Source organism: Dyella sp. (genome assembly GCF_036568765.1).
In the GTDB taxonomy this organism is placed as follows: Bacteria; Pseudomonadota; Gammaproteobacteria; order Xanthomonadales; family Rhodanobacteraceae; genus GSA-30.
The window spans coordinates 1-12,596 of sequence record NZ_DATCRY010000190.1 but is presented as its reverse complement, the minus strand read 5'-3'; the positions used below and the strand labels follow the sequence as shown (position 1 = coordinate 12,596).

The 12,596-nt window shown below is 57.3% G+C and carries 13 protein-coding genes; 5 read left to right on the top strand and 8 right to left on the bottom strand.

The features are described 5' to 3' along the window. Positions 1-123 precede the first annotated feature (123 nt). Positions 124-441, top strand: coding sequence for a hypothetical protein (locus VIM98_RS13330; protein WP_331993601.1), 318 nt, complete (start codon positions 124-126; stop codon positions 439-441). A gap of 19 nt (positions 442-460) precedes the next feature. Here VIM98_RS13330 and VIM98_RS13325 read toward each other — a convergent pair whose 3' ends face one another. From VIM98_RS13325 to VIM98_RS13315, 3 genes are read right to left on the bottom strand one after another with little or no spacing between them, the layout of a single operon-like run. Beyond that, positions 461-922, bottom strand: a complete 462-nt coding sequence (locus VIM98_RS13325) for an amino acid permease (protein WP_331993600.1) — start codon at positions 920-922, stop codon at positions 461-463. Between the two features lie 21 nt (positions 923-943). Next, on the bottom strand, positions 944-1,456 hold the full coding sequence (locus VIM98_RS13320) for a hypothetical protein (protein ID WP_331993599.1): 513 nt from the start codon (positions 1,454-1,456) through the stop codon (positions 944-946). 53 nt (positions 1,457-1,509) lie between these two features. Further along, the gene (locus VIM98_RS13315) at positions 1,510-2,340 is read right to left on the bottom strand and encodes an endonuclease/exonuclease/phosphatase family protein (protein WP_331993598.1); all 831 of its coding nucleotides are present in this window, start codon (positions 2,338-2,340) and stop codon (positions 1,510-1,512) included. A 166-nt stretch (positions 2,341-2,506) separates the two neighbouring features. On the opposite strand from VIM98_RS13315, the gene VIM98_RS13310 reads away from it, so the two are divergent. Then, positions 2,507-3,316 (top strand): class I SAM-dependent methyltransferase, encoded by an 810-nt coding sequence (locus VIM98_RS13310; protein ID WP_331993597.1) that lies wholly within the window; start codon positions 2,507-2,509, stop codon positions 3,314-3,316. Positions 3,317-3,467: 151 nt separating this feature from the next. On the opposite strand, the gene VIM98_RS13305 is transcribed toward VIM98_RS13310, so the two are convergent. Next, positions 3,468-4,034 carry a RebB family R body protein gene (locus VIM98_RS13305; protein ID WP_331993596.1) on the bottom strand — a complete coding sequence of 189 codons (567 nt, stop codon included), beginning with the start codon at positions 4,032-4,034 and terminating at the stop codon, positions 3,468-3,470. Positions 4,035-4,572: 538 nt separating this feature from the next. On the opposite strand from VIM98_RS13305, the gene VIM98_RS13300 reads away from it, so the two are divergent. After that, entirely contained in the window at positions 4,573-5,547 is a 975-nt protein-coding gene (locus VIM98_RS13300) for a hypothetical protein (protein WP_331993595.1), read from the top strand. A gap of 162 nt (positions 5,548-5,709) precedes the next feature. Here VIM98_RS13300 and VIM98_RS13295 read toward each other — a convergent pair whose 3' ends face one another. Then, entirely contained in the window at positions 5,710-7,170 is a 1,461-nt protein-coding gene (locus tag VIM98_RS13295; RefSeq protein WP_331993594.1) for a hypothetical protein, read from the bottom strand. 347 nt (positions 7,171-7,517) lie between these two features. Here VIM98_RS13295 and VIM98_RS13290 point away from each other — a divergent pair, with 347 nt between their 5' ends. Beyond that, entirely contained in the window at positions 7,518-8,003 is a 486-nt protein-coding gene (locus tag VIM98_RS13290; protein WP_331993593.1) for a DUF3455 domain-containing protein, read from the top strand. 104 nt (positions 8,004-8,107) lie between these two features. On the opposite strand, the gene VIM98_RS13285 is transcribed toward VIM98_RS13290, so the two are convergent. The 3 genes from VIM98_RS13285 to VIM98_RS13275 form a co-directional block, all read right to left on the bottom strand. Next, positions 8,108-9,016 (bottom strand): hypothetical protein, encoded by a 909-nt coding sequence (locus VIM98_RS13285; protein WP_331993592.1) that lies wholly within the window; start codon positions 9,014-9,016, stop codon positions 8,108-8,110. Between the two features lie 234 nt (positions 9,017-9,250). Continuing rightward, on the bottom strand, positions 9,251-9,430 hold the full coding sequence (locus VIM98_RS13280) for a hypothetical protein (protein ID WP_331993591.1): 180 nt from the start codon (positions 9,428-9,430) through the stop codon (positions 9,251-9,253). Between the two features lie 47 nt (positions 9,431-9,477). Further along, the gene (locus VIM98_RS13275) at positions 9,478-10,176 is read right to left on the bottom strand and encodes an aspartate/glutamate racemase family protein (RefSeq protein WP_331993590.1); all 699 of its coding nucleotides are present in this window, start codon (positions 10,174-10,176) and stop codon (positions 9,478-9,480) included. Positions 10,177-10,955: 779 nt separating this feature from the next. Between VIM98_RS13275 and VIM98_RS13270 the strand changes: the two genes are divergently transcribed. Next, positions 10,956-12,074 (top strand): hypothetical protein, encoded by a 1,119-nt coding sequence (locus VIM98_RS13270; protein WP_331993589.1) that lies wholly within the window; start codon positions 10,956-10,958, stop codon positions 12,072-12,074. Positions 12,075-12,596: the final 522 nt, after the last annotated feature.

The following is a 12,596-nucleotide window of genomic DNA, read 5'->3' as shown; positions in this document are numbered from 1 at the left end:
CACTGGCGGCGAGGCAACGGATCTATGGCGCAGGGGCCATCTTCAGACGATCGGGTAGAGCCTGTTCACATCGAGTACGGTGCGGACGGACGTCCGGTTGTCGCGCCGGGAGCGGATTCGGGCATGCACAGGCATCGCGCTGAAATCCAGCAACGATCCACAACGGATCCCTTCGAAATCAATCTGGCAACGGTTTCGCTGGCCGATCATCTGCAAAGTAAATTCACCGGGCGCAAGCAACGCGCCTGGGCATGGGTCGGCCTGGTTCTTCCGGCGACCGTGTTCAGCTTCGTCGGGACCATGGTGTTATGGCAACCGCCCCCCGGCCGCACCGTCGACCAGCTCTCGACGGGAGAGTACCTGTTCAGATATGCCGGAACCGCCTTCGTCTGGGCAGCTCCGCTGTTCTGGATCTATATCATGTATCGACGCCGTAGATGAACCTTGGATACGCCCTGCTTTAGCGGGCAGAGACCTCGTTTACATTACCGTGCCCCAGACCAAGGGCGTAGTAAAGGGTCGTCAGGATGACCAGCCAGACCGGGCCGACGATCAATCCCACACGCGTGTCCGGACAGTACGCCGAGAAGCAAGACCACGACGGAAACCAGTACCGCCCTGTACGGCATGCCGCTTCGCCCGGTAGTCGCAAATGCGCGCGGCGCCTGCCCCCCGTTTGCGCAAGGTTGTACAGCATGCGGCCGGTACTGTAGATGCCACCGTTGCACGAAGAAAGCGCAGCAGTGAGCACGACGAAGTTGATGATGCCCGCAGCCGACTTGATACCAAAACGCTCGAAGGTCATCACGAAGGGACTGCCAGGGCTACCCAGCTCGTTCCAGGGATAAATCGACAGGATGACTAACAACGCAGCGACATAGAAAATCAAGATACGCCAGAACGATCGCCGTCGCCAACACATCCTGACCTCCGACTTCCGGTGTCAGTCACGGATACTTTCGGACCTATACTTGCCGCGCTCGAAGAAAAAAAGTCGCGCGCCGGTACCCGATCCTTCGTACACAATGGATTCGCCACGAACGCTGAATGTTCTCCCATCCGAGCTCTCGTATTCCCCGGCCGGAAGCTTCGAAACTCTGCTCAGAGAGAATAAGCCGCTCGATTCATCCAGGACAGATATTTTGTAATGCCCCCGATCCGGACTTGCGACAAGCAGCATTTCATGCGTCCCGTCTGGAAAGCCCTTGGAAATGATCATGGCGAAGCCATGCGACGATTTCGACTCAAAGTTTCCCTGAACGATGCCAGCGCAATCGCTCGGATGCAGTTCGGTTATGTGGCCATGCTCGTCTTGGCTATAGTTCCGTTGAGTAACGATGACCCAATCGGGAAACCTGTTCTTCACGCTCGCGATAAGGACGGCATCGCAGCCCGCGATGGCAGCTGGCGGAAACATCCCGATCGCACACCATGCCGCAATCGTCCATTTGAACATTCGACACATGCCGATCGCTTTCCTCACCACTCGCCCCTTCTGGAAACACGACTTCACAGTATGAAATCAGCTTCGACCGGGAAGTGATCGGAGGGGTACCGTCCGTCTTTCGATGTGGTGACGGTTTGGGCACGCGTGGGACGAACGCCACGATAAAGAATCCAATCGATCCGTTCAGTCGGATTGCCGGTGAAATCGTGGAATGTCTTGCCAGGGCCTTTGCGCTTCGGTGCGCTGTCCCAGGCATCCTTCAATGTCGCGGTGAGCGTGGCATGCGCCTGGCTTTGCGGCCCGGTATTGAAGTCGCCTGTAACGATTACTGGAATCCCGGCCGGAAGCTTGGCGATCCAGGCCGCCATTTCCTTTGCGCCGCGCGAGCGCGCGTCCTCGTCCTGATCGCGATAAGGGAAATGCGTATCCAGAAGATAAAAGCGCTTGTGGTCGGCAAGGCGTTCGAACAGCGCCCAGTTGACCATGCGCGGAAAGACGTTGCCCCACGTGATGCTGGCGACTTTGTCCGGCGTGTCGGACAGCCAGAAATCGCCAGACTCGATGAGTTTCAACCGATCCTTGCGATAGAAGATACCCATGTGCTCATCCGCGTGACCACCGAAACGGTCGCGACCGAACCATGTGTACTCGGGTAAACGCTGGACCGTATCGTCGCCCTGCTGCTTGTACAGTTCCTGCGTGCCGATAACATCGGGATGCAGTTGGCGAATGGTAGCGGCGAACAGATCGCGCCGCTTGTCCCAGGCATTGGGTCCGTCCTGGGCGGCCATCGTGCGGACGTTGAACGTCATGACCTTGAGTTCCGCGGCGGCGGCAGGTAGTGCGATAGCAGCGATGACGATAGCGAGTGCAATTCGAGAAAGGCGAGGCATGGGGTCGGCTTCTTCTGATTGACCGGCCGACTATAGCCTCTTATGGGGATTTCCAAAAACCTTTTCATCCCTCATTCCAGCGAAAGCCGGGATCTCGCGCCCTGTACCGCCATATGCTGGCCGCACGGCCCTTCCCTTAGGTCTTGACCGCAAATAGACAGACTGTATGTTCATCGCCCATGGCCGATCCTCAATCCCTGCAAGATTCCCAATTAACGCTCAGCCAGAATGGTTCAACCAAAAGGTTCACCGCATGAAATTCTGTCCCATCTGCTCGCAAAGCTTTCCCAATTTCCTCCCGCTTCCCAATAGCTACTTCGAGATATTCCACCGCATGAACGTGCCCTACTCGCTGGACGAGTTCGAAACGCTCAATCTTGGTCAATATACCTGCCCTCATTGCCAGGCCTCCGACCGGGATCGCCTTTACGGCCTGTTCCTGAAAGCCTATGTGCAGCAGCGCGCCGGGAAGACGCTGCGGTTGCTGGATATCGCCCCCGCGCCGAGGCTCTCTCAGTTCCTGAAGAGTTTGCCGGGCGTGCAATATCGTTCCGCCGATCTGATGTCGCCACTAGCGGACGACAAGGTCGATATCACTCAGATGGATTGCTATCCCGATGACAGCTTCGACCTCATCGTGTGCTCGCATGTCCTGGAGCACGTACCCGACGATGCCAAAGCCATTCGCGAGTTGAAGCGCGTCCTGGCTCCCCAGGGCGCTGCCATTCTTATGGTGCCCATCCTGCTCAGCTTGGAGAAGACCGATGAAGACCCAAGCGTCACTGACGTCAATGAACGCTGGCGCCGCTTCGGCCAGGACGATCACATCAGAATGTACGAGCGCAGCGATTTTCTTAAGCGGCTGCGGGCAGGCGGCTTCCAGGTAAAGAGCCTCGATGTGGCAACCTTTGGCCGCGATATTTTTCGCAAGTGCGGCATCACCGAGCAGAGCGTGCTTTATATCGGTCAGCACTAGCAGATAACGTTCCCATCGAGGCGATCGGGCTCGGGACACACCGGATAAGGATCCACTGTGAGGAAGAACTGGGCCAACCCAATTCTCCTCGCCAGCCGAGGCCGATACGTTCCATCGTTATCGGCCGAAATGCCATACGCGCGTGAGCGCATTAAAGTCCCTGGGCCAGCTCCAGAATTTTCTGATACTGCTCCAGTTGATCCGGCGCCTTGATCATGCCCACCAAAGCCGCCGCAATCGCCGCCTGCTTCACCATGGCCATATTGGCTTCCTGCGAGGCCATCTGTAGTTCGCGCAGTGCAACGGCAGCCATACGCATGATGTCTCGCGCGGCATCGGACCATGGGCCGGCATTATCGAGCACAATCTTATTCACCGACTCGATCGCTTCCTCGATGGTATGAGCCAAAGCGTCGGGCGTAGCCGTCGTAGCCAGCACCTGCGGTATGGCAGCTGCCTTCTCCCCATCGAGCGACGAGTTGTTGCTCGGACTGTTTATCGACAGCAGCTGAATGACCGCTTGCGATGTCGCCGCTTGCGCCAGTATGTTGGTCTGTTGCTGGGTACTGACAGCATTCTGTACGGCCTCGCCCAGCGCATGCGCCGTGGCCATATAGAGATGACCGAGCGCCATGGCAGGGGCTTCGCCTGTGATTCGCGGATTGGCCTGTGTTACCGCGTCGGTTATTAAATTATTACCGGGATCAGATTTCATCATAAAGAGCTCCGTCAGATTAATGGAACAGCTTTAGCTGTTTTATGCATTCCGGGCAGCAGAAACATTGGCGGCGCTATCCGAAATTTACGAGCTACCGACATGTCTGCGCGATGACCTTTCAGTGAAAAATTATTGCTGGTGTCTTTCGTGGTCTCAGATGAGAAATGCGTTGAAGCTGCCTCTTCCCCCGGGCGGCTCGTTCGCAAACAACTACGCCCACCCACGGCCGATCGCAAGGAATCGACCCCGGGTGAGGTATTGCTCTGTTGTCATGCCCCTTTTTTAGCCGGCACTCCTGGGAGCCACGGCTTCTTGGTCGGATTCTACCCTTACTACTACACGATAATAGTATCGGCGCCCGATGTCCTATATTTAGGGCCACCACGCCAGAGATATGACGGACGTCCCACTCTTTCCGCTCGGCGCGTGCCCGTTCGTCATGCCGGCGTCCCCGCTCGTCACAAAACAGTAGCGTGCACCCCATTCTCTTCCGATCATAGACAAAGGTCGTATCGACCACCCTCAACGGAGAGCAGGTATGAAATTGCGCGCGATCGTCTGGGCGTCGGCAGTTGCCCTGGGCCTCATCGGGGCTGCCAACGCCGCCGAGCTACTGGGGCCGGGTGTGGTTTCAACCGGCATGCAGGAGACGACTGCCGCCTTTTCCCCCGATGGCCAGACACTCTATTTCATGCGCTCGGACCTCGCCGAAACCGATGACACCATCCTGGTCTCGCATCGCCGCGGCAACGTCTGGTCGGCACCCGAGGTGGCGCCGTTCTCCGGCCAGTGGCACGATTCCGAGCCGACATTCGCACCGGACGGCAAGCGCCTGTACTTTGTCTCCAATCGGCCCGCGCACCCCGGCGACACGCCATTGACGATCAAGATGCTCGGCCAGACGTTTACCGGCACCAACCTCTGGTACGTCGAGCGCCAGGCCAATGGTCACTGGGGCGAGCCCGTCCATGTCGACGGCGCACTCAACGATGGCGCCATGATCTACAACCCTTCGGTAGCGGCCAACGGCGATATCTATTTCTCGGCGCATCGCCCGGACTCCGGCGACCACTACCAGATCTACGTCGCGCGCCCCACGTCTGAAGGCTATTCGGCACCGCAACGGGTGGACTTGGGCGACATCTCGCACAATCGCATGGATCCCTGCATCGATCCTCAGGGCCGCTTCCTGCTATTCGCCGGGAACGAAGGGGATTCGCTCGGCAGCGCGGATATCTATATCGCCTTCCGCAACGCCGATGGTGGGTGGAGCAAGCCCGAACACCTGGGCGGCGATGTGAACAGCAAGAGCCTGGAAAACGCACCGACGCTCGGTCATGCCTTCGGCGAACTGTACGTCTCCAGCAATCGCCAGGAAGACGTTCGGTTTCCCAAGCCGCGCGATACCGCCGACTCGCTGCAAAAGCGACTGAGCGGCCCGCTCAATAGCTCACGCAATATCTGGCGGGTGGATATTGCCGATGTGCTTCGGGCACATGGGATCAAGTCGTAACGCCACGACTTGTGCGCTGCGGAGATGAATAGTTCATACGCGCGAAGGCCAGAGTGGTTTCACGCCAACACCCACTCTGGCCCCGTTTACGCCGACCGTGGCGACTTTATCGCCAGCTCGATGAAGTCAAAGCTGCCGCTTCCCGAGCCATATTTACTCCCATCAACGAATCCACACGTAGGACACTGCGGCAGGTTGCAAACCAGTAATCGATGCCGTGCACGACGACACCTGGAAGTACTCAAACCGATATGTCACATCCCGGGTCATCCAAGACGCTGTCGCTGTTGAGGGACTGCCGCCCGAGCAAGCCCATAGCACCCTGCCGCCATCCGCCTTTGTCACATAAATCTGATAGTTTTGCAGCGCAGCGGATGGCGGCTGGAAGCCCAGGCTTCCCTGTACGGAGCAAACAGACGCGCTGGTCCCAGCACAATTGACGTCCGTGATATGCATCAGCGACGGGTTGCTTTCGTCGACTGCCATGGGCGCAATAATCGACGCATAGTTGGACATCTGCGTCGTTGTGTTGAGCTGCTGAACAGCCGCATCGGAGATATTCGTATCGCAGCCTTGGCACGGTTGTGCTCTGCCTTGCTGCCACTGCATCAATGCAATGACATTCAAGTTGGCATTCTGCGATAACGTTGTCTGCAGCTGCGATGCCGTCGTGACGTCGTTGTCATACGTTTCCATGATAATGATTGGCTTCGCAGCCTCCGCGCCCATCGCTTGAGCCGAAGCCAGAAGCCCCTGTCCGACATCGCCATAGATATCCAATGCATACATCTTTGGCTTAATGGATCCGTATGCGCTGGACATATAAGAGAGATGACCCGTGTCGCCGATCATGGAAAACCCGACGGTGTCGTCATTGCCGAAAGAAAACGTGTAGTCCGACCAGAGACGCTGGGTATAGGCCGGTAGTTGGCCACGAGTATCACCTACCGCCTCGACATTCAAATCGAAGATGGGCGTCGTGACACTGCCCTGCAATTGAGCGTAGACCGTGGACCTGACTCCGACAATCAGATTCCAGGCTTTCTGGTATTCATCTTCCTGCCAGGCGCTCCAGCCAGAAGGACCATAGTTGCCAAAGCGGACAATGACGTGCCTGAAGCCCTGCTTTTTGATGTCCTGCAGGATGCTGACGAGGTTCTGCTGTTGCTGGCTTCGCAACGCATACTGGCTATCGTCTACCAGCTCACCCCAGAGCCAGTCGGAATAGCCATTGTTACAGCTTCCGTTCGACGTGCACACAGAGAGATCGTCGAAGGCAATGTGTAATGTCACATAGTCCATGCCTGACGCACGCATATTGGAGATCTGTTGATCCACCAAGGCGGGATTCAAATGATAAAGGCCTACGGGAGTCTTGAAGTTCTCACCGGGAACGTACCAGTTGTTTGTCGACGATAGAGGGATGCTCGAGCTGTATGTCCCCAGGTCATAGGCGAAGTACACCGTGCCTATGCCGGGTATTTGCCTGGCCGATGCGAGGTTCAAAGCAAGGCAAGAATAGATAAGGAAAAAAAGAAAGATCTTAGTGATATGCCCCATAAAAGCTCCGTTTTGTTGAGTTCGGCCTGCTTGATTTTCGCTGACAGAGCAGGCCGGGGCCACCGGACACTGCTTCGTACAGGCACCGAAGCCTACGGCTGGCTGGTATCAAAGAGTGCGACGTGGTCGATGCCGCGCCGTCCCGGTTGATGGCGCTACGCGGAACGGAGGATGCTTCCCTGCAATCGCGAGCGAACCCAGATTTCAACCCCGCCACAACTCCCAGCATTCCACTCTCGGAACTATCCAGCTGGGAAACCCATCCCTATCGGAAAGGTAGCAACGAAGAAGGGTCGACATTTCTTGCGAAACGCATAGCATGTATCTATCGCATCTATCCAAATTTTAGATTGGACGAATGGGAGCAAGCCGGTCCTAATGGAGTTCCCCCAAAGCTCAGGCGCGCGCACATGCAGACGAAGTTGATCGTATCGGCAATGATGTTGATGGGTTTGTGCGCTGGCGTTCACGCCGCCGGCTCGACGCCCACGCAATCGGCCATCGAGCTTTCCGCCGAAGGCGTGCAGATCTATACCTGCAAGTCAGCCGACACGGGTGCCAGTTGGGTGTTGAAAGCCCCCGATGCGACCCTGCGCGACGCGCAGCGTCAAGCCGTTGTCCATCATTTTGCCGGCCCGACCTGGCAGTGGACCGACGGCAGTTCGGTCGTGGGTGAACCGGTCAGCGTATCGCCCGCGCCACAGGCCGGTGCCGTCGCATGGCTTGTGCTACATGCAAAATCGCACGCTGGCAGCGGGATGCTCGCGAATGTGGATTATGTCGCACGCGTCCATACCGAGGGTGGCGTAGCGCCGGCGACCGGATGCGACGCGTCGCATGTCGGCGCGGAGGTGCGTGTGCCTTACAAGGCGACATACCTGTTCTTCAGGCATTGAAGCGGCTTCGATAAGTCGCGGCTTTCGTTGTAGTCGCGTCAGGGAGGGGCAACGCCCCCTCCCCTCTTTGGCAGCTAGCTTAATGGTGCGGCGCGCACCGCAGATCATTGCCGAGGTTCGGTGATCCGCAACGCAGGCTTCCCTTCCAGAGACTTCAGTGGGAAATAAGCTCGGTGCGTAGCCTCATCCACCGCCACGACGTGGGCATCCGCACCCAGGACGTCGGTGGCCATCGGGCTGACCGACCGCCCCTGGACATGGAACACCGAGACCTCACCGCTCTCGCCGGCCACATATAACCAACCCAGAACGCGATCGAACGCCAGCACATCCGGTTTCTTGGCGACGGCGAACGTGGAAAGCACACTGCGCTTAGCGAGATCCACGACGATCAGCTTATCGTTGTCTTCGCACGCGATAAAAGCCAAGCGCGCGGCCGAATCGATAGAGAGCCCATGATTGCCTTCAGCACCGGGTAGATCCATCTGGCCGACCACTTTATCGGTGACAGGATCGATTTCCGCCAATTGCTTGCGACCCTGCGCGTTCACAAAGATGTGATGGGACACCGGATCGTACTGCGTGTTTCCCACTTCGCCACCTAACGGAATCGTGGCTACCCGGGTATGGGTGCGCACATCGATCACCGTATCGGTGTCGCCGTGCTCGTCGGACACATAAAGCTTGTGAACCTCCGGGGCGTAGGCCATGCCATCGGGGTAAGTACCTGCCGGCATGCGCGCGACGATCTTCAAGGTAGCGGGATCGATCGCCACCACCTCATTAGTGCCCGTGGCGGAGGCATAGACCCGCCCGAGCTCGGGCACGAACAACACGCCATGCACGTGGCTGATGTTGGGCACATCGGCCACCACCTTCTGGGTCTGTGTGTCGAACACCGTGACCACGCTGTCGCCCAGGTGCGCCAGGTAAAGCCGATGTGCGACGGGGTCGAGGCTGGCGTAATCCCAGCGGGTAGCGCCGCCGGTCAGAGGTGCATCGGCGACCGTCATGAGGGGAAGCCTCCCGGTTGCCGGACTACCGTATGCCGTGCCGGCCGCGATTGCCGCCAGGGCCATGCAAGCCCCTACCCACCCGCGCCATCGAACCCAATACTGGATCATGTCGTCCCTAATGAATGTTGTCGAATCCACCCATGATCGGCGTCGGACCTGAGGACGAGCTTAGTAGACTACAGGGATGTTTCACGGGCGCCCGATAGCCACCCGGCAGCCCAATCGGAGCACTCATGCAGCAACCAACCCATCCCTTGCCTTCATCGCCGCGTCCACAATCCCTATAAGTTGCTTGCGGCGACACCCGTCGCGCGCCTGCAACGGAGGCCGGTTGAGCACCGTGACGATATCTGTCTGCGCCGACGCCTCGCCATCGTAATGCCTCTTACCAGCCGGCAGGCGATTCAGCATCTGCATTCCCATTCTATGCTTGGCCAAATTGCGGAAAGATGCCACCGCTATTTCGTGTCGATCGCCCAATCTACCGCCGCCTGTGCGTGCAAGGCAGCGGTATCGAATAAAGGTAACATCGCATCTTCAGGCTCGATCAACAGCCCGATTTCGGTGCAGCCCAGAATGACCGCCTGCGCACCCCGGGCCGCCAATACTTCGATGATCGCTCGGTACGCATCGCGCGACTCTGGGCGGATATCCCCATGGCAAAGTTCATCGTAGATGACGCGATGCACTTCGCTGCGCTGGATTTCGTCGGGCACAAGCACATCCAGGCCGAACTTACCCCGCAACCGCCCGATGTAGAAATCCTGCTCCATCGTATAACGAGTGCCTAGCAACGCGACTTTTTCAATACCGGCGACCTGCAAGGCCATGCCGCTGGGGTCGGCGATGTGCAGGAAGGGAATGGCGACCGCAGCCTCGATGGCCTCGTAGACGCGGTGCATGGTGTTGGTCGCCAACAAGACCATATCGGCCCCGCCCGCCTCGAGCTGCTTCGCTGCCGCGGCTAATCGATGGCCCAGGCCATCCCAGTCGCCTGCGCGCTGCGCCGCTTCGATCGGTGCAAAATCCACGGTCACCATCAAAGAGCGTGCATTGTGATGTCCACCGAGGCGCGACTTGGCGTGCTGATTGATCAAGCGATAGTACGCTGCCGACGATTCCCAACTCATGCCGCCAATGATGCCGATGGTTTTCACGATCGCTTTTCCGATTTTGGCTGACTTCGCCCATGCTAGCGTAGCCGCGCCCCGATCTAAAAACCGCCCTCCTTTCCTCAATTGCCGATCGGATTGCTTTACCTAAATTCCAAATAGCCAAACCATTATCTATGGAGCCAGATAACCTCAGAGAGGCTCTAAAAGAAACCTCATTTTTGTCACCCCAAGCAAATGCTTGAGTTTGGCGCCTCTAACACCTTGATGCGACGGAGCACTGTATCTCAGCACATGCCGGGATGACGATCAGGAGCGGTTTTAGAGGGATCCATCCGTAATTCGTATTTGCCATTCCGCTATAATCGCATGCATAATGCCGGCGAGCACGGGGGAGGAAATGTACGCCTGACTTATAGGCGATACAGATCTAAAATTCCATAAGAAACTCATAATCCGATAACCTCCGGATTACTTGTCTGCTTTAAATTACAACACCGGACCAAGCCGTCGCGTTGCGTATAGCGTGTCGAGGGGACATGCATCGGCCGACCCTGTCGGCGCGGGGCAGCGCGAGTAAGCCACAGCCTGCCGGGAATCTTCTATGGTCACGGCGGCTGTCGAAAAACAATCGGCGGCTGCGCCACTGCGCGCGCCCGCTCTTACTCGGTCCATAAGGGGAGCACGCATGCAATTCTGGCTTTCGGCAATGATCTAAAGGTCATAGGACAGCCACGCCCTTGAAGACTTGCACCCAACCGACCGGCGGTGCAACGAGTAAGGCATGCCGATTGAAACCCAATCACTCTTAATCAGGAGGGAATATGCAACTGATCGATCATGGTAATGCCACGCCTCGCCAGGTAGCTCTGGAAATCATCGATAACCTCGATGCGCACTGGGGCCTCGACCTCCGCGCCATCATTTCAAACGAAGCGCTCACCGAGAATCAGCGTCTTAAAAAGCTGCGTGCACGCATGCTCGAAGCCGCGTTATCGGGTATCGACGAGCGTCATGTCGATATGGGTGTAGAGACCTTAGCCACCCCTCACGATGCGCTGATCCAAAGCGTGCTGGCCGGTGAAGATATAGAAACGGAACCCAACGTCAGCGTGACGCAGCATAACTACGACATCATCTGCGGATATCAAGGGCAGGACGTGTACAACTACGTCTTTACGCTAAGCAAGCGCCTTGAGTCGATGTCGAAGGCCCAGACACCCGGCCAGCTCGCGGTCGAAACCCTTTCAAGTTCGCTATTCACCGTAGGCACGGCCTGGGCGAAGTTGACTTGGAATGCATGGCGCGGCGGCCAGACGCTGCTTCAGGCCACCCGCACCGGCATCACCTCGTTGGGCATAAAGACCGTTGTGGCGGTGGTGGTCATCGTGCTCGCCGCTATCCTGCTTTATCTCTTCCTAAACAACCCGAAGAAGATTCTTGGGGTTATCTATAACAACACGGACGAGGTGCTGGTCGTCAACAACTGGAACCAGAAGGGCGGCGATCTGTATATGGAGCACGGCGAGATGGTCAACTTCATGTCGGATCATGAGGATGGCAATCTTGATTCGCCCTTGGTGCAGATCCGCAACCGGTACTTCTTCGCGCCCAACGATCCTGAGAACGTAATCTTCGGCGGCATCTATTTCGCCGATCGCAACTTCGGCCTGCGCGGCTCCGAAGGTGTGATGCTTTTCTCGTCGAAGAGCAGCGATTTCCGCGTGGCGCATCAGTTCGCCATTCCCTATACCAATGACAATGGCACGAATATGCGCAAGATCCCGCCGGGGCCGGTCAATCTCAGCGATTTGTTCCGCGATATGTACAACACTCGCAAGACACGCGTCGATACGATGACGGATGGATATCGCCTGCTCTCCACCGTTAACGATCCGAGGGGTGGCGTGGTGGGACTGGTAGCCGCAATCGGCAAGGTTTAAGGAAGCCGCGATAGGGACTACCGACGGTCCAGCATCGGGATCCGCGCTTGCCTGTGGCAGTCGGATCGGTAGCCGCCGACTCGCAATTTGCCCAATAAATTGACCGGGCAAGGTACCGAATCACTTGCCCGGTCGACTGGAAGATACTCCTACTACGCCATAAGCTTTATGGATAGCACCGATCGCTTCCCGACTGCCCGAAGCGCTCGCATAGCGAACTTCCCAGACATGTTTCCCATTCGAACTACGAATTCGTTAGCTGGAAAATACAGCCTTCGTCCTTGGATGAAATGCATCCGCTAGATCGCTTCAAAAAAACAGAAAGCATGCATGGCCCGAGCTCATTCCATCGACTCCACAATGAGACAATTCCATGTATCAGCCAATGTTGCGGCGGGCGTAGTGTTGACATCGCTCGGTCGGTTCACCCGATGCGAGTTGCATGTCTAACCCAACATTGCATCAGGAAAGGAGATTTCGATGAAGACGCTCACACAGTGCAAAATCAAAACATCCTTGATC